Genomic DNA, 17,557 nt, shown 5'->3' with positions numbered 1-17,557 from the left:
TGTGTAACAACATAAAGTAGAATCCTACGGATATTTGTACTGTTAATTTAAAACTGCAAAGAAATGAAACATACCTATATCATTACCGGAATGAGTTGCGATGGTTGTCGCGGTAAAGTGGAGAAAACACTGAATGCTATTAAAGGGGTAGAGGCTATTGTTTCGTTAGAGCCCCCAATAGCTACCATCACAATGGATAAACACATTCCTACTACACAGTTGCAAGAAGCTTTAACCGCTGCCGGAAATTATTCTATTGAGATGAGCCAGCTGGTAGCTGTTGAAGAAAAAACTACAGAAAAAAGTACAGAGGAACCAGCTGCGAAATCTTGCTGCGGTACTACAAAAGATCAACAAAACAAAGACAGTCACCAACATCATAAAGACATAGCCAGCATATCAGAGAATGCGGCAGGAAAATATTATTGCCCTATGCATTGCGAAGGGGATAAAGTGTACGACAAAGCGGGAGATTGTCCCGTTTGCGGAATGCATTTTTTAAAAGAACCTGAATTGAGTTCAACCAATGCTGCAGCTGATAAAAAGGTGGAAGAGCCAGTAGCAAAATCGTGCTGTGGTACTCCAACACATCAACAGGAGATAGGCAGTCATCAACATCATAAAGAGGAAACAAGCATTCCTTCTAATGCGGCAGGAAAATATTATTGTCCCATGCATTGCGAAGGGGAGAAAGTATATGATAAAGCAGGTGATTGTCCTGTTTGCGGAATGGACTTGGTAAAAGCACCCGATTTAATTCCGACGAAAACAATGTACACCTGTCCCATGCATCCTGAAATAATCCAAGAAGGGCCGGGTTCTTGTCCGATATGCGGAATGGATTTAGTACCTATGGAGCCTAGCGAAAGCGAAGACAATAAGACGTATCTTGACTTAGTTCGTAAAATGAAAATAGCCGTTGTTTTTACGTTGCCTATTTTTATAATTGCAATGTCAGATATGATACCCAATAATCCGCTGCTGAAAATAATGGACACTTCGAGTTGGAATTGGGTACAATTTGCCATGTCGCTTCCGGTTGTTTTTTATGCTACTTGGATGTTTTTTGTACGAGCCTGGAAGTCGGTTATTACTTGGAACTTAAATATGTTTACCCTGATCGGAATTGGTTCTGGTGTGGCTTTTCTATTTAGCCTGTTTGGCTTATTTTTTCCGGAATACTTTCCAAATGAATTCAAAACGGAAGGCGGAACGGTGCATCTGTATTTTGAAGCAACAACGGTAATACTAACCTTGGTTTTGCTAGGTCAGCTGTTAGAAGCAAAAGCACACAGCAGAACCAGTGGTGCCATAAAAGAATTATTGAAATTAGCACCCACGGTGGCCACTTTGGTCATTGACGGAAGCGATAAAGTCATTTCTGTTCATGATATCAAAAAGGGTGATTTGCTTCGGGTGAAACCAGGTGAAAAAATTCCTGTTGACGGAAAAATTACCGACGGGGAAACCACCATCGATGAATCCATGATTTCGGGTGAACCCATTCCTTTGGATAAAAAAGCAGACGATGCAGTTATTGCAGGTACAATTAACGGGAACAAATCTTTTGTGATGCTTGCTGAAAAAATTGGTTCAGAAACTTTGCTTTCGCAAATTGTACAAATGGTAAATTCAGCCAGCCGCTCCAGAGCACCAATACAGAAATTGGCAGACAGAATAGCGAAGTATTTTGTGCCAATAGTAGTGGGCGTTTCAGTAATTACCTTTTTTGTTTGGGCACAATTTGGCCCCGAGCCAGCAATCGTTTATGGATTTATTAATGCGATTGCGGTTTTGATTATCGCTTGTCCTTGTGCATTGGGATTAGCAACACCCATGTCAGTTATGGTAGGAGTGGGTAAAGGAGCACAATCTGGGGTTTTGATAAAAAATGCGGAAGCCTTAGAAAATATGAATAAGGTAAATGTTCTAATTACTGATAAAACGGGAACAATTACCGAAGGAAAACCTTCTGTAGAAAAGGTATTTTCGACTGAAAATAAAGAGGACGATTTGTTGCAAATGATTGCTTCGTTGAATCAGTATAGTGAGCATCCTTTGGCGCAAGCCGTAGTCAATTTTGCGAAAGCGAAAAAGGTTACTTTATTGGAAGCGAAAGATTTTGAATCCATTACTGGAAAAGGAGTGGTTGGAACCGTAAATGGTAAAAAAATTGCACTTGGAAATGTAAAATTGATGGAGCAAAACAATTCAAAAACTTCAGATGATTTAACAGCTAAAATAGTAGCCGAGCAGAAACTAGGAAAAACAGTGTCTTATATTTCGGTAGACAATCAGGTTTTGGGTTATGTAGCAATAACAGATGCGATAAAAAGTACGAGCGTGGCAGCAATAAAGGAATTAATGAGTCAGGGAATCGAAGTGATTATGCTTACGGGCGACAATGAGAACACCGCCAAAGCAGTCGCGGACGAATTGCATTTGAGTTCGTTTATAGCGGGTTGTTTGCCAGAGGATAAATTAAAGGAAATTAAAAGGTTGCAAGACCAAGGCAAAATTGTGGCTATGGCAGGAGACGGAATTAATGATGCTCCAGCATTGGCGCAAGCCGACATTGGTATTGCGATGGGAACCGGAACCGATGTAGCAATAGAAAGCGCCAAAATAACCCTGGTCAAAGGAGATTTGCAAGGGATTGTCAAGGCTAAAGAATTGAGTCATGCCGTGATGAAAAATATCAATCAGAATTTATTTTTTGCTTTCTTTTATAATGTACTCGGAATTCCAATTGCAGCAGGGGTTTTATATCCTTTTTTCGGTCTTTTGCTTTCGCCAATGATAGCGGCTCTGGCAATGAGTTTTAGTTCGGTTTCTGTTATTGCAAATGCACTGCGGTTGAGAAATTTGAAGCTCTGAAAAAGGAGTTAAACTTATTTTTTGTAAAATTGAAATGATTTTGCAATCGGTATAATTATATCAAATCGCAACTGATTCTGTTGCCAAAAGGTTAACTTTATAGTTTAGTATTACTTTGTAACGATCTGATTGTAAATAATTAATTAAAAAATTAGTCAAATGAAAATAATTTTAGCCACCGACGGTTCTCCTTTTAGTCTAGCAATGATTAAGGAGTTCGCAAGTAGGCCTTTGCCTTCCAATACCACAGTGAAAATCATTTCAGTTTATGAAGGAACAAACTTAATGAACTTGGCTCCTATGGGTGTGCTGACAGAACATTACGACAATGAAGAGATAAATTCATCAAAATTCGCAGATAATGCTGTTGCTGAAGCTTTAAAAATTATTAGAAATAAAAAACCAGAACTTTCAATTGTAACTTCAATAATAGAAGGGGTGGCTAAAACTGTTATTGTTGAAGAGGCCGAAAAGTTTGACGCAGATTTAATTGTCCTTGGATCGCACGGTTATGGTATGATTGATCGTTTTTTATTAGGGTCGGTCTCACAGTCTGTAGCATTACATGCAAATTGTTCTGTTGAAATTGTACGAAATAAAACAAAATGACAGCAGTAGTTTGTGCTCAAAATAAGGAAATAATAGGTTATATAATGGAAATATAAAACGGTTATAATTTATGAAAATCATGTAAACCGCTTTAGAAGTAACGTTAGTGCTTTGCCTAGTTGGTCTTTTTTATTCTTTTCAATCAACGCATCAGGTTCTTTCAAAATCAGACAAGAGATTGGGAATTAGGAATGAAATTGCAAATGACGATAGTATGTCCGAAGATATGATGGGAATACTAATGAGTCGCAAAAGGGTAAAATGATGAAGCAGGAAATGGAAATGATAATGGTCAAGGCGAATCATGCCAAAATGATGGCTATGATGAAATAAAATCCTATGTGGGAGAAAGATATGATGGCGGAAATGATGAAAGTATGATGTCAGGAAGGATCAAAATGATGCAAGATAATTTAGAAATGATCAAAAATATAATATCAGAAATGTTGGAGAAAGCTAAAGATTGATAATTAGATGATGTGCGGAATGTGCAAATCGATGGTGGATAATGCAGAAATGTTCAATAAAAGAAAAAATGGAAAAGAGTAAAATGAAAACGATAGAAAAAAAATGGAAAAAAAGAAAATCCTAAAGCGCAACAGTAGCTTTTAGTATCAATGATGAATCATGATGCCTCTGATGATAGCGGTGAAATGCAACTATATTGGTACGTTTCAGTATTGGTATTTGTTGCTTTTGCACCAATAATCTTCTGTTAGTTCAGAAAAATAAAATAATTAGTATCCAATAGAATTATCAAAATGAGAAGAATAATAATAGCAATGTTCCTATTGATTTTTTATTCTGTTGCGCAAGCACAGTATGTTAATGTATCAAAAAGTGTAAAGGAACAGCAAGAACAGCCCACAACTTATACTTGTGTAATGCACCCAGAAATACATGCGAAGGAACCTGGTAAATGTCCTAAATGTGGGATGGATTTGATTAAAGAGAAAGCAAAACCGGTAAAAAAATCGGTGCGAAAAAAGCAGGCGGCAAAACCACTACTAAAAGCAGCGGTATCAGTAAAAGCAAAGACTGTTGAGTCTAAAGCAGCAACGGATGCTATTCATGGTAATCATGCTACTGTTTCTGGAACAAATACGACGGTCAAAGAAGGGATTGTTAAAAAAGTAGTTAAAAGTGCGCCGCCAAGAACAATTCGCTACGACCTACATGTTCGCGATACGATTGTCAATTTTTCAGGCAAAGAAAAAAGAGCTATTGCGGTAAATGGACAAATTCCTATGCCTACATTAACTTTTACTGAAGGTGATACAGCCGAAATTCATGTTTACAATCATCTGAAAGAGTCGACCTCTTTACACTGGCATGGTTTGATGTTGCCTAATAAAGAAGATGGTGTGCCTTTTTTGACGCAAATGCCTATTGAACCAGGAGCGGAATTTGTGTATAAATTTCCAATAATTCAATCAGGAACACACTGGTACCACAGCCATAGTGGTTTGCAAGAGCAAATAGGAATGTACGGTTCTATGATTTTAAATAAAAAATCAGATGATCCAACCTTTAGAAATGGAATAGATGATATTCCGCAAATCCCGGTAATTTTAAGCGAATGGACCGATTATAAACCGGAGAATGTGCATCGGATGTTGCACAATGCTTCCGATTGGTTTGCTATTAAAAAAGGAACTACGCAAAGTTATGCCGAAGCAATTAAGGCAGGACATTTTCAAACCAAATTAACCAACGAATGGAAACGAATGTTGGCCATGGATGTAAGTGATATCTACTACGATAAATTTCTAATAAATGGACAGAATGAAAGTCAACTTTCGCAATTTAAAGCAGGTGATAAAATACGTTTACGAATTTCTAATGGTGGCGCCTCGTCTTATTTTTGGTTAAACTATGCCGGTGGAAAAATGACTGTAGTGGCTAATGATGGCAATGATGTCGAACCTTTAGAAGTGGATCGATTAATCATTGGCGTTTCTGAGACTTATGATGTCATTGTTACAATTCCTGCTGGAAATGCTTCGTATGAATTTTCAGCTACGCCTGAAGACAGAACTAAATCAGCATCAATTTATATTGGTCAAGGGATTAAACAATTAATTAGTCCAATGCCAAAACTAAAATATTTTGAAGGCATGAAGATGATGAATAACATGATGAATATGGACGGAACTATGAATGACATGGGAATGGACATGTCTATGCAAAAAATGGATATGAATACGGTGATGTATCCAGAAATAGTTGGGGTTGCAGACAAGAAGTCAATGAAAATGGATGCTGGAATGGACCATTCTAAATCAGACAAAGAGCCAATGAAAATGGATGCTGGAATGGACCATTCTAAATCGGACAAAGAGCCAATGAAAATGGATGCTGGAATGGACCATTCAAAACATGTAATGAATAGCGATATCACTACCTTGAATTATGGAATGCTAAAATCTCCTACGAATACTACACTTGACAAAAACGCTCCTGTTCGAGAAATACGGTTCGAATTAACAGGGAATATGAATCGGTATGTGTGGAGTATGGATAATAAAGTACTTTCAGAAGTAGATAAAATTTTAATTAAAAAAGGAGAAATTGTTCGCATCACGTTGTTCAATAATTCTATGATGCGTCACCCAATGCACTTGCATGGACACGATTTTAGAGTGTTAAACGGACAAGGGGACTACGCTCCATTAAAAAATGTATTGGATATCATGCCTATGGAAACAGATGTGATTGAATTTGCAGCAAATGCTGATGGCGACTGGTTCTTTCATTGCCACATTCTCTATCACATGATGGCAGGTATGAATAGAGTGTTTAGCTATGAAAACTCGCAACCAAACCCCTATTTACCCAACAAAGCAGTAGCCTATAAAAAGTTGCAATCAGAAAGTAACGGACTGCATTTTATGGCAGAAAATGATTTTGCTACTAACGGAAATGATGGGCAAGCAATGGTACAAAATGCGCGTTGGAGTTTTGCTACAGAATGGCGCTTAGGATATCATGATGATCATGGTTATGAATCAGAAACACATATAGGTAGATACATTGGAAGAAACCAATGGTTTATGCCCTTTATTGGTTTTGATGCTCGATACAGAAAGCTAGGTTATAATGAAGTAGAGAAAAATGTTTTTGGTCAAAAGAGCACTAAAGACAAACGTATTCAAGTAAGTTTAGGTTTTAGTTACACACTGCCACTACTAATAACTGCACAAGCTGAAGTGTATCATGATGGGAATGTTCGTTTTCAGTTGATGCGGGAAGATATACCAGTTTCCAAACGACTGCGAGCGGCCTTTATGGTTAATACTGATAAAGAATACATGGCAGGATTAAAATATATTGTAGGTAAAAATCTTGGAATCACCACCCATTACGATAGTGATATGGGAGTGGGTTTTGGGTTGAATGTCAATTATTAAAAAGAAAAAATCTTTAACATTTTGCTTTCAAAAATTGAAGTTTAATTGAATCGCTCTAAAAAAAATATCCTTTTAATTTGCTGTGATAGCAACAGTGAATACAGATCACAAAAAGGAATTGATCTAATGACGGGAAAATGCTGTAAGAACGTGTATGTTAAACTAGACTGTATATGAAGTGATTAAAACGCCTAGGTATGCTAGTTTAGTGCTGCTATAATAAGTTTTTAAAACACTTTAAATAATAAAACAATTATAAAAAAGACGTTATCCAACAATTAAATCGACTAGCAATTATGAACGTTTATTAAAAAAATAAAACTATTGAGCAAAACGATTCACACTCAAAGGATAAGCTTAATGTGAAATTTGAATTACTAATAGCTTTTTCGTTTATAATCGTGCATCTGGTTATGGTTTTAAATGTTGTTGTATTTAGTCATAAATACATTGGTTTAACTCGCGTTTGAATGACTTCTTTAATGATTGCCGCATTAGCGATGAGCCTTAGTTCGGTTTCCGATAGTATAAATGCAGTGCGACTGCGAAATTTGAAGTTGTAGCGCAGTAAAGTTTACGTTTAATATAAAATTTTTAATCTTTAAAATAAAACACCATGAAAACACTACAAAAATTTGCATTCGCATTTGGATTGATTGGACTATTGTATTCCTGTCAGTCAACGAATCAAGTACTCTCAAAATCAGATAAGAGAGCCGAAATCATGAACACTATCGCCAATGACGAAATGATGTCAAAAGAGATGATGGGCGCGTTGATGAGCAGCAAAAGCGGAAAAATGATGATGATGAAAGAAAATCATGATAAAATGATGGAGATGATGAAAGAGGATCCCGAAATGATGAAAAGCATGATGCCCGAAATGATGAAAATGATGATGGGCAATCCTGAAATGATGAAAGGCATGATGGCAGACATGATGAAGAATAATCCGGAAATGATGAAAGAAAATCATGCTAAAATGATGGGGATGATGAAAGAAAATCCTGGAATGATGAAAAGCATGATGCCAGAAATGATGAAAATGATGGCGGATAATCCAGAAATGATGAAAGGCATGATGAAAGGCATGATGGAAAAAGCTAAAAATGATGATACTATGATGTCCGACATGTGTAAATCGATGATGGATAATCCAGAAATGATGAAAATGATGGAGAAAATGAAAGCAGAAAAAATGGACAAGATTAAGATGAAAGCAACAGATAAAAAAACGAAAAAGAAAGAAGATCATAAAGTACATCATTAATTTTTTAACACTAATACGATAATATTATGAATAATACAGGACATGAAGGCATGCATATGGATGGCTACTCATTTATGGGAATGCATTGGTTTTGGTGGGGCTCCATCTTGATTTTTGCATTGCTATTATTAGCAGCAGCGCATCTCTATAAAAAAAGTAAAAGAAAATAATTGAATTTTAAAACTAAACAGCCAAGGAATATTATTTTAGTAAGACAATTAGGGATACTTTCGATAATACCCTTCAAAAAGTTACTGAGGCTCTTAAAGTAGAAGGATTTGGTGTCTTGACCGAAATTGACCTAAAAGCGACTTTAAAGAAGAAATTGGATGTAGATTTTTACAACTATACCATTTTAGGGGCGTGTAATCCATCGTTTGCATATAAAGCCCTATTGGCAGAAGATAAAATAGGAACGATGTTACCTTGCAATGTGATTGTTCAAGAAAAAGCAAAAGGTCGGGTTGAAGTATCTGCAGTTGATCCTGCCGCGTCGATGCAAGCGGCAGATAACGTTGCACTTACCGAAATCGCAGAAGAAATTAGAAATAGACTGCAAAAAGTAATTGATAATTTGTAATTTTTACTCAGTAAGTTCAATAGCGTTTGAAATTATTAATTTAAATATTGAATTTGTATCGAGAGTCTAATTTTTAAAAAAACGTAAGTCGTTTGTCTTTCACGGAATCCAGTCGGAGCATTTTATGATCCAAAACATAGTTTTGATAAATGCGCCATGGGGCTTTATTTCCTTGACTGGGAAGCAGATTCGCTGATCGGTTGATGTATCCAGAGTTGAGGTTGAGTAGCGGAACCGGTTTTAAATCAGTTTCAATTACTTTTGCTTCTACCGCTTTGTAATTGTGTTTGTCTAAATATTTTAAAACCCGTGAAATATATTCGCTGGTTAAGTCACTTTTCAACGTCCACGACGCATTGGTATAACCAACAAAAATAAAGAAGTTGGGCAGGTCACTTAACATTAGGCCTTTATAAACAAAAGATTTAGAAACATCAAAGGGCTCTGAATCCAGTAGAATTTTTACTCCTCCGAAGGCCACTAAATTAAGTCCTGTTGCCGTGATGATAATATCAGCCGCTAATGTCTCGCCCGATTTTAATAAAATTCCATTGGGTAAGAAACGATCGATATGGTCTGTAACCACTGTCGCTTTCCCTTTCCTGATGGCTCTAAAAAAATCTCCGTTTGGGGCAATGCAAAAACGCTGTTCCCATGGGTTGTAGTTGGGAATAAAATGAGGGTCTACTGGAAAGTCACCCAGACCTTTTTTAGCACCTTTGATGATGAAGTTTTTCATCGCTTCTGGAAATATCTTGCAGAGATTAAAAAAGATAATCGAGTAGAAAATATTCTTGTAGCGGATTAGCCGGTATGCTATTTTTTTTGGGAATAGGCGTTTCAATCGGGCGGCGATCTTGTCTTTATTGGGCAAGGCGGCAATATAAGTTGGCGATCGCTGCAACATTACAACCTGAGCTCCTTCGGTAGCAAGTTCAGGTACGATGGTAACCGCTGTGGCTCCACTTCCAATTATTACCACTTTTTTATTGGCAACAGCTAATTTGTCAGGCCATTGTTGAGGATGGATTATTTGACCTTCAAAACACGACTGATCTTTAAATTCGGGGGTGAAGCCTTTGCTGTAATTATAGTAACCGCTGCAGCTAAAGATAAACTGGCACGTGTACACTGTTTGTTCCGCTGTGGAACTGTTTACAGTAGTTACCGTCCATAATTTTTCTTTGGTATCAAAGTTATACGAAACGGCACTTTGTTGGTATCGGATATGATCTCTTACTTGATATTCGTCGGCAGCTTCATTCAGGTATTTCAAGATTGAAGGCCCGTCTGCGAACGATTTTTGGTCTTCCCATGTTTTAAAGGAATATCCAAAAGTATACATATCCGAATCAGAACGGATTCCCGGGTATTTAAACAAACTCCAGGTGCCTCCAAGTTCCGCTCTTGCTTCTAAAATCACATAGGTTTTATCGGGATTTTTACGGGACAAATGACAGGCAGCGCCTATTCCGGATAAGCCAGCTCCTATGATGATACAATCGGTATGTGTCGTGTTCATGTTGTTATTTTAGAAAGAAATACTGCTACAAAATACAAAATAGAATCAACAAAAAACACCACAACATTTTCAGGGGTAATGGTGTTATAAATTTATAAAAAGTCAGGGGGCAATGTCAAGCCAGGCCATGCTAACTGCTGTAACCATGATTTGTAAATACGGGCTATCGCGTTTTTAAGGTCATCTTTAGAAATAAAAAGCCTATAATTCCTGCGGTGAGTGAAGCAATTATGACCGCTATTTTGGAACTGTTAATAAGGGTTGCATCATCATAAGCAAGGATGGTTATGAAAATGGACATTGTAAATCCTATCCCACCTAAAAGTCCTACGCCAAAAATATTTTTCCATTTTAGGTCTTCTGGAAGTTTGCAAAGTCCTAGCGAAGCACCCAAAAAAGCAAAAGCAAAAATACCCAAAGGCTTTCCTATTATAAGACCTGCAATGATTCCAATACTATTGGCTTCTCCTAATCCGCCTTGCCAATCAGGTCCTATTGCTATACAAGTATTAGCAATCGCAAAAAGAGGTAATATTACAAATGCCACAGGCTTATGTAAAACGTGTTGTAAAATATAGGAGGTCGAATTTTTATCTCCGTTACCAAAGGGTATGGCGAAAGCCAGTAAAACCCCCGTAATTGTAGCATGAACCCCTGAATTATACATAAAATACCACATGGCAATACCCCCAAGTAGGTAGGGAATTAGATTTTTAACTTTAAGACGGTTCAGTAAAAGCAAAATACTGAATAGCGCTAATGCGATCAATAGGTTAGTCCAAATGATCGTTTTGGTATAAAAAATAGCGATCACTATTATTGCTATCAGATCGTCTATAACAGCTAATGCTGTAAGAAATATTTTTAGTGAAATGGGTATTCGATTCCCTAATAAGGATAAAATTCCTATGGCAAATGCAATATCCGTTGCCATGGGAATTCCTGCTCCTGATTGCGTAGCTGTGCCATAATTGAATAAAAGAAAAATAGCCGCAGGAAGTAGAAAACCGCCCATAGCACCAATGAGAGGAAAAGAAGCGTTTTTTATATCCGAGAGTTCGCCTTTGTAAATTTCGCGTTCCAGTTCCAAACCAATAAGTAAAAAGAAAATTGCCATCAATCCATCATTTATCCAATGGGTGATACTGTGTCCACCAACATCAAATTGCCAAAAGCCAATGTAGCTCGACTGAATGGGAGAATTAGCCAACAAAAGAGAAATAATGGTAACAATCAGTAGAATTATACCTCCTGCTTTTTCACTTTCGTAAAATTCTTTAAATAGTTTCGATAACTTCATTACTCTTTTTTTTGATGAAAATTTTAGATCAGCTTGCCGTTGTTTTTGGATTTTTCCAATAAAGTGCTGCTTATTTAGGATTACTTCGGGTAGATAAGTCTAAAAAAGAGTCGTCTTTCCTCGTTTTATCAAATATACCAATTAATATTATAAAAAAATAAAGGATTGCTTTTGTTTCCTGTCAAAAAGAGTTTCCAGAACTGGCATTTTAGCAGGCATTAATTTCTGTTCTTAGTTCTTTGAGTACACTATTCTTACTTCGCTGGGAAGATAAATGTAATTAAGAGAATGAATTTGGTTTAGAAATGGTTATCACAAGTACGCTAATTGCAGTACAATCTTTTCTTATGACACAATGATTATGTGTTTTTTATGCGGGTTGTTTTTTAAGAACTAATTTACCGGTTGCAATTACAACAATAAAAACAAAGACTAAAACCAGACTTGCCTTTATATTTCCTAGATTCATTCCTTCTGGTTTTGTCAAATAGTCGCCCATTGTCGCGCCAATTGGGTGTGTCAAAATGATAGCCAACCAGTATAAAAGTTCTCTTGCTACTGTAGTAAAGAACACCAGTAAAACAACAACCATCAGTAGGCCTACTAAAAGTAACGTTCCGCCGGCAAAACCCAAAGGCGTGTCGTGGGCTAATAAATCACCAAATGCTGTACCTAGTGTGCTGGACGTCAAAATAGCCAGCCAATATAAAAATTCAGTTCTTTTACTCAATCCACCTTCAATCGTATCTGTTTTGGAATACCATTTCCAAATGCCAAAAGTGAAGGCCAATGCAAAAACTAACAAAACGGTGGCATAAATATATCCTGTTTCCTGCGTTACCCCTAAATAAGTCACCGATAAGGTTCTGGAAAGAAAGTCGGAAATAGTAGTGCCTAATGTACTTGCTACTGTTATTACGGTCCAATATAGAAGTGGTTTTTGGTTTTTTGAATATATGGAAATGCTTAATACAATAAGGAACAGAATGAGCAAGGCAACTGTTCCGCCGCCGTAACCCAAATTAAAAGTTTGAGAGATTAAATCCCCTGCAGTTTCTCCCATGGTATTGGCACTGATAATTAATGCCCAATAAAATGCATTGATTTTAGGAATGTGTTTCAAAATTTACAGTTCATTAATTGACTATTTATGATAATGGTCAATGTAGTTGTTTTGTTCTAATTATGTTTAATCTCTCGCTTGATTTGCGCCAATAATTTAAAAGAGTTTAGTTTATCTAATCATGGAATTACCCTGAAGCGGCTTGCGTTGCATGTGCGCCGTCATGGCTGAGTAGTGTTATCAATCCAATAAATCCTGCTGTTTTAATGCGTCAAAAATCAATTGATCCACTTCTGAAATTTTGTCTTTGTCAGCGTATTTAAGCCACCTAATTTCTTCAATTTCTGAACTGGCTTGCAATTCGCCAGAATACGAGCCAGAGTAGCAAGTCATTTTTACCAGAACACCTGCTGGATGTCCATGTGCTTGAGCCTCAAATACACCAAAGTACGTCAATTTGTTTGTGTCAATATGAACCGTTAGCTCTTCTTGGATTTCTCGGGCTAGTGCTTGGTGGTCCGTTTCTCCTATTTCTCTTTTGCCGCCAGGAATGTAATATTTGTCTTTTCCATAACTTTTTGTAGAGAGAATGGATTTGTTTTGTAATTCTATCCAAGCCAGTTTGTCAATAGATTTCATTTAGAAAAAGTCGTTTTAATAGTGATGTTTCGCGAGAGTAAGACACAAACAAGGTGCGCTTTTGATTACAACGGTAGGCCTGCTAAATTATTTCTGTTATACTTATTGTGGGACGCCAAATAAATTATTTAATGCGCCCCGCTGATCGCAAAGGACACATATCCAGCAGTTAGGTATTTTGTCAAGGCCACCTTTGCTGCCTCAGCAATGAATATATTTTTATACAATTCGGCTCCATCAACACCTCTGAGATTCATTGTCTGCCCACAAAGAACAAAATGCACTCCAACTTTTTGCATCTGATCTATCAAATCAGCATTGGGATTCGAACAGTTGAATTTTTTCTCATAGGCTGCGCTATTTAAAACGGATAAAATAGCAGCTGAATGCACAATTACAACAGATTTTAGGTTTTTCGGCTGAATGCCGGCCGCCGCATGTAGATTTAAAATCCGTGCAATTTCTTCCAGCCCTTCATTTGGTTTGTCAACTATGCCAGTGGCCGTACCGTTTTGGGTAAGGTCAAAAAGTAACTTGTACACCGTATTGGCTTCGGGTTTATCGGTTACATTTTTTACCGGTATGACACCAGTCCACTTGGATCCTTTTATTAATGGATATTCTAATACTGGAATAAAAGGATCCATTTTAGCCGCTGCGCTCTCACGAGCAGATGTTTGTGCATTGGAGAAAAGTGAAGAAAGAATGAAACAGAACGGCAACAAATTGTTTTTTATGAATTTCATTTTAAAAGATTTTTTGAAGAATTGAATTGATTAGCAAATGAAACAACTGAATTTTTAATTACTACTGCTAAGATAGTTTTTTAAAGTGAAAGATTAGAGTAGTGAATTATAGATACGTTCTAAAAACAGATTCAGATAAGTAAAGCTGCCATTTTATCAATTATTATTTAACTGTTTTAAAATTAGCAGCTCTTAAAAGAATCGCGGTAACTGACTCTTTTAAAGCCTATTGTATTTATTTCAACGAAATAATAGTTGCATTTAAAAAATAATAGAATTAAGTTTGTTTAATAATAACCAAAAAACTATAAACAAAATGAAACATTTTAAACAAAAATTAGTAGTACTTTTAATGGTATTGCCCTTTATTTTTAGTAGTTGTACCAAAGATGATGTGCCAGCACCCACCGTTGTAAACTCAAAAGTTTATGATTTGGGAGCAGATGGGACTTCAGGAGTAACGGGAACGGCAACGATTATTGAAAAAAGCGATGCGACTTTAAGCATTGAGTTAGAGTTAAAGAATACAGTTGCAGGAGGTTTACATCCCGCGCACATTCACTTAAACACGGCTGCTGAAGGAGGAGATATAGCGCTTACGCTAAAATCGGTCGATGGTGCAACTGGAAAAAGTACAACAACATTCAAAGCATTGGATAACGGCAGTGCAATTACCTATCAAGCGTTGCTTGATTTTGATGGATATATCAATGTGCATTTGAGTGCAGATAAATTGTCCACTCTTGTAGCGCAAGGTGACATTGGACAAAATGACCTTACTGGAGTTTCTAAAGTGTATCCTTTAGGCAGTGTTGCTGTTCCAGCGATATCTGGGACTGCTACATTTTACAAACGAGTAAATGGAGAAGCATTAGCGGTAGTACAATTACAAAACACTCCAGCTGGCGGGTCACACCCGGGTCACATCCACGCCAATACAGCTGCTCAAGGAGGTGGAATTGCTTTTTCTTTTAAGCCCGTAAATGGAGATACCGGATTGAGTGTAACCAACGTAGCTAAACTAGATAATGGTACTGCTTTCGGGTATGATCAAGTACTTGCTTATAATGGGTACATCAACTTTCATTTAAGTGCTACTGCTTTAGCTACGCTGGTTGCTCAAGGGGATATTGGTCAAAATGAATTAACAGGCAAAAAGGTAAGTTATGTATTAGCCCAAAAAGACGTTGCGGGTATCAACGGTGCGGTTGAATTTGCAGAGCGTGTCAATCAAACGACTTTAGTAACTATTAAGTTGGTAGGTACTCCTGCTGGTGGAAGTCATCCGGCTCACATCCATGAAAACAATGTTGCTACATCGGGTAATATCATTGCTGGTTTGAATCCTGTAAATGGGAACACTGGAATTAGTAAAACACAAGTAGCTACCTTAGTTGGCGGAGCTGCAGTGACCTATACACAGTTTTTAACGCGAGCTGCCTACGTGAATGTGCATTTGAGTGATGCTAATATGGCTACAATAGTGGCACAAGGCAATATTGGCTCAAGCTTAGGGACTGCAACAGGCGAAACAAAAACCTATACGGTAACGAATAGTGGTTCTAGTTCTTATGTTTTTAACGGTGAAGGATTAACAAACGCAAGTAATCCTAACTTTACGTTCAAAAGAGGAGGAACCTATACTTTTAATGTGAGCACGCCAGGCCACCCGTTCTATTTAAATACTGTTCAAGGTACTGGAACTGCGAATGCGTTTAGCTCAGGAGTTACAAACAACGGTGCAGTATCAGGATCAGTAAAGATCGTAGTGCCTGCAAATGCACCAAATACCTTGTACTACAACTGTGAATTTCATGGTTTGATGACGGGTGTGATCACGATTACCAATTAGTTTTAAATTTGTACAAAGTAAAAGGGGTATGGTAAAACATTCCCCTTTTTTAATTTATGAAAAACAAGAAATAGAAGCTCAGCTAATTTAATTTTCTTAAACATTTTTTTGAGTCGTAGTTTCTTTTGTCCTTGGGTAGCTAAAGATGCTTGTTTATTTCACAACTCATTTATAATTTATAAAATCAATCTTTTTTATCTTGTTGTTCTGTGTGGTGTTGCTTTCTGAGAGCAGATTCATCTCCTAACTTCATTCCGTTTGACATTCCGATCATAAAGGCAGTAATAAATAGCATTAGATTTCTTTTTATCCAAAGAGAAGGTCGCTTAGAGGACTCTAAACGTGTTTTAGTTTTGTGTTTATACATTTTGTAAATGATAAATGATTATACATTTTTTTTATCATCGCTATGCAATAAATTGCATAAATGCTTAGAAAAGAAAAGCTGTTCTAAGCTATGTATAAACTGGAATACCGATCGCTTGAAGTAATTATTTTGTTCAAAAAAGCCTGTTGCGCTTTGATTGCCCTAATATTTTGATAAAGTGTAATTCGTAATTTTAGTAGCACCATAATTTGAAGACTGGAAACGTCTTTAAATTTTAGCTGTGTAAAAGGAATTGGTGATGAAGTGTTCTCAGAAGAAGTTATCTGATTGTATCGATATGTTTTGGAGTTACTAAAATCCGCTCTCGCCTGAGCACAGGAAACCTGATCGTAAGCTGCTGTATTAGACTGAGAATCTAAAGTACAATCATAAGCCATCAGGCCAAAAGCCAGAAAGAGCGAAATGAGATATTTTAAAAACGTTTTCAATCTATTTAGTTTGAATGATAAATTTAAATAGTACACTTTGTAAAGTCCTAATTATTGATAGGAATTTGCGACTAAAGTAAGATTTATTTTGGAATTACTGCTATTTTTAAAAATGCCCCGCTCGTGCCCATTATCAAAATCAATTCAAATCAATTTCTAAAATCGTTTGGTCATTGTTTCCATAATTTCTCGCACTGCTATACTTCCAATCTATTGGATCTGTTACAAAGCCAGATTCTACGGGATTGTAATGTATGTAATCAAGTTTTTGTTCAAAAACCTTTAAGGACCAAATTTCAATTGGATGATTATCCTGCTGCCAAAATTGTCTATTCGTCACATTACTATTCTTTTTTCCTGCTCGTTCCATCATCCAGAGCATCCATTCCCTTCGGCTTTCTTGAGTGTTTTCTTGGATTGTTTGGATCATTTTTTTTGATGTAAATCCTTTGAAATCTCTCATCAACCCTGATGGATCGCCATTTCCGGAACGAAATATTAAATGGATATGACTTGGCATAATGCAATACCCATAAATTTCCATTGCTTTATTTTTTCTGCAAAAGTTTAGTGATTCAATGATATTCCCAAAATACGAATCTCTAGTAAATACATCTATCCAATTTACTGTGGCAAAGCTTACAAAATAAGCTCCTGTGCTTTCTCCAAATTTATATTTTGTACTCATAGATTAAGCTTTTTGTTTTTCTAACTCTTGTTTGTGGGCACGAGCGGGACGCTCGCGCTAGCGGGGCAAACTGAAATTTGTTCGCTATGGCGATGATTTTAGTATCTATTGCAAGTCCGAAAATCAGGCGAAAGCTACGGCACAAGTGATTGCCAAATTCTTGAAAACGAAGCTGAAACTGACCA

At 36.8% G+C, this 17,557-nt stretch carries 15 protein-coding genes; 7 read left to right on the top strand and 8 right to left on the bottom strand.

The annotated features are described in order from the left end of the window. Positions 1-63 precede the first annotated feature (63 nt). The 6 genes from BUC11_RS03780 to BUC11_RS03760 all read left to right on the top strand — a co-directional run bounded on the left by BUC11_RS03780 (position 64) and on the right by BUC11_RS03760 (position 8,746). Complete coding sequence (locus BUC11_RS03780; protein ID WP_073352055.1) at positions 64-2,877, top strand: heavy metal translocating P-type ATPase; 2,814 nt, start codon at positions 64-66, stop codon at positions 2,875-2,877. A 159-nt stretch (positions 2,878-3,036) separates the two neighbouring features. Beyond that, the gene (locus BUC11_RS03775) at positions 3,037-3,486 is read left to right on the top strand and encodes a universal stress protein (RefSeq protein WP_073352051.1); all 450 of its coding nucleotides are present in this window, start codon (positions 3,037-3,039) and stop codon (positions 3,484-3,486) included. 761 nt (positions 3,487-4,247) lie between these two features. Further along, positions 4,248-6,896 (top strand): multicopper oxidase domain-containing protein, encoded by a 2,649-nt coding sequence (locus tag BUC11_RS03770; protein ID WP_245793726.1) that lies wholly within the window; start codon positions 4,248-4,250, stop codon positions 6,894-6,896. A gap of 616 nt (positions 6,897-7,512) precedes the next feature. Next, positions 7,513-8,166 carry a membrane or secreted protein gene (locus BUC11_RS03765; protein WP_073352050.1) on the top strand — a complete coding sequence of 218 codons (654 nt, stop codon included), beginning with the start codon at positions 7,513-7,515 and terminating at the stop codon, positions 8,164-8,166. 26 nt (positions 8,167-8,192) lie between these two features. Then, a complete protein-coding gene (locus BUC11_RS16890; protein ID WP_175547724.1) occupies positions 8,193-8,336 on the top strand; it encodes a hypothetical protein in 144 nt (47 codons plus the stop codon). A gap of 47 nt (positions 8,337-8,383) precedes the next feature. Further along, positions 8,384-8,746: a DUF302 domain-containing protein gene (locus tag BUC11_RS03760; protein WP_073352048.1), complete on the top strand. Its 363-nt coding sequence runs from the start codon at positions 8,384-8,386 to the stop codon at positions 8,744-8,746. A gap of 73 nt (positions 8,747-8,819) precedes the next feature. On the opposite strand, the gene BUC11_RS03755 is transcribed toward BUC11_RS03760, so the two are convergent. From BUC11_RS03755 to BUC11_RS03735, 5 genes are all read right to left on the bottom strand, one after another. Then, on the bottom strand, positions 8,820-10,268 hold the full coding sequence (locus BUC11_RS03755; protein ID WP_073352047.1) for a flavin-containing monooxygenase: 1,449 nt from the start codon (positions 10,266-10,268) through the stop codon (positions 8,820-8,822). Between the two features lie 163 nt (positions 10,269-10,431). Continuing rightward, positions 10,432-11,568: a Na+/H+ antiporter NhaA gene (gene nhaA, locus BUC11_RS03750; RefSeq protein WP_073352045.1), complete on the bottom strand. Its 1,137-nt coding sequence runs from the start codon at positions 11,566-11,568 to the stop codon at positions 10,432-10,434. Positions 11,569-11,938: 370 nt separating this feature from the next. Then, positions 11,939-12,691 (bottom strand): COG4705 family protein, encoded by a 753-nt coding sequence (locus BUC11_RS03745; protein WP_073352042.1) that lies wholly within the window; start codon positions 12,689-12,691, stop codon positions 11,939-11,941. Positions 12,692-12,871: 180 nt separating this feature from the next. Beyond that, positions 12,872-13,270 (bottom strand): NUDIX hydrolase, encoded by a 399-nt coding sequence (locus tag BUC11_RS03740; RefSeq protein ID WP_073352040.1) that lies wholly within the window; start codon positions 13,268-13,270, stop codon positions 12,872-12,874. 128 nt (positions 13,271-13,398) lie between these two features. Beyond that, positions 13,399-14,016 (bottom strand): DsrE family protein, encoded by a 618-nt coding sequence (locus tag BUC11_RS03735; protein ID WP_073352038.1) that lies wholly within the window; start codon positions 14,014-14,016, stop codon positions 13,399-13,401. A gap of 316 nt (positions 14,017-14,332) precedes the next feature. Here BUC11_RS03735 and BUC11_RS16740 point away from each other — a divergent pair, with 316 nt between their 5' ends. After that, the gene (locus BUC11_RS16740) at positions 14,333-15,868 is read left to right on the top strand and encodes a hypothetical protein (protein ID WP_073352037.1); all 1,536 of its coding nucleotides are present in this window, start codon (positions 14,333-14,335) and stop codon (positions 15,866-15,868) included. Between the two features lie 450 nt (positions 15,869-16,318). On the opposite strand, the gene BUC11_RS03720 is transcribed toward BUC11_RS16740, so the two are convergent. From BUC11_RS03720 to BUC11_RS17070, 3 genes are all read right to left on the bottom strand, one after another. Next, positions 16,319-16,684: a hypothetical protein gene (locus BUC11_RS03720; RefSeq protein WP_139259418.1), complete on the bottom strand. Its 366-nt coding sequence runs from the start codon at positions 16,682-16,684 to the stop codon at positions 16,319-16,321. A 139-nt stretch (positions 16,685-16,823) separates the two neighbouring features. Further along, positions 16,824-17,372 (bottom strand): REP-associated tyrosine transposase, encoded by a 549-nt coding sequence (locus BUC11_RS03715; protein WP_073352032.1) that lies wholly within the window; start codon positions 17,370-17,372, stop codon positions 16,824-16,826. Continuing rightward, positions 17,356-17,557, bottom strand: a 202-nt coding sequence (locus BUC11_RS17070) for a hypothetical protein (protein ID WP_217651034.1), incomplete at its 5' end; no start/stop codon positions are given. The genes BUC11_RS17070 and BUC11_RS03715, both read right to left, overlap by 17 nt.

Source organism: Flavobacterium xanthum (genome assembly GCF_900142695.1).
GTDB classification, from domain to species: domain Bacteria; phylum Bacteroidota; class Bacteroidia; order Flavobacteriales; family Flavobacteriaceae; genus Flavobacterium; species Flavobacterium xanthum.
This window is presented reverse-complemented; position numbering and strand designations above follow the sequence as displayed.

Bases quoted from the DNA above. Each gene is read 5' to 3' on its own strand.
- BUC11_RS03755 (WP_073352047.1), bottom strand. From the start codon at position 10,268: ATGAACACGACACATACCGATTGTATCATCATAGGAGCTGGCTTATCC.
- nhaA (WP_073352045.1), bottom strand. From the start codon at position 11,568: ATGAAGTTATCGAAACTATTTAAAGAATTTTACGAAAGTGAAAAAGCA.
- BUC11_RS03780 (WP_073352055.1), top strand. From the start codon at position 64: ATGAAACATACCTATATCATTACCGGAATGAGTTGCGATGGTTGTCGC.
- BUC11_RS03775 (WP_073352051.1), top strand. From the start codon at position 3,037: ATGAAAATAATTTTAGCCACCGACGGTTCTCCTTTTAGTCTAGCAATG.
- BUC11_RS16890 (WP_175547724.1), top strand. From the start codon at position 8,193: ATGAATAATACAGGACATGAAGGCATGCATATGGATGGCTACTCATTT.
- BUC11_RS03715 (WP_073352032.1), bottom strand. From the start codon at position 17,372: ATGAGTACAAAATATAAATTTGGAGAAAGCACAGGAGCTTATTTTGTA.
- BUC11_RS03735 (WP_073352038.1), bottom strand. From the start codon at position 14,016: ATGAAATTCATAAAAAACAATTTGTTGCCGTTCTGTTTCATTCTTTCT.
- BUC11_RS16740 (WP_073352037.1), top strand. From the start codon at position 14,333: ATGAAACATTTTAAACAAAAATTAGTAGTACTTTTAATGGTATTGCCC.
- BUC11_RS03765 (WP_073352050.1), top strand. From the start codon at position 7,513: ATGAAAACACTACAAAAATTTGCATTCGCATTTGGATTGATTGGACTA.
- BUC11_RS03740 (WP_073352040.1), bottom strand. From the start codon at position 13,270: ATGAAATCTATTGACAAACTGGCTTGGATAGAATTACAAAACAAATCC.
- BUC11_RS03770 (WP_245793726.1), top strand. From the start codon at position 4,248: ATGAGAAGAATAATAATAGCAATGTTCCTATTGATTTTTTATTCTGTT.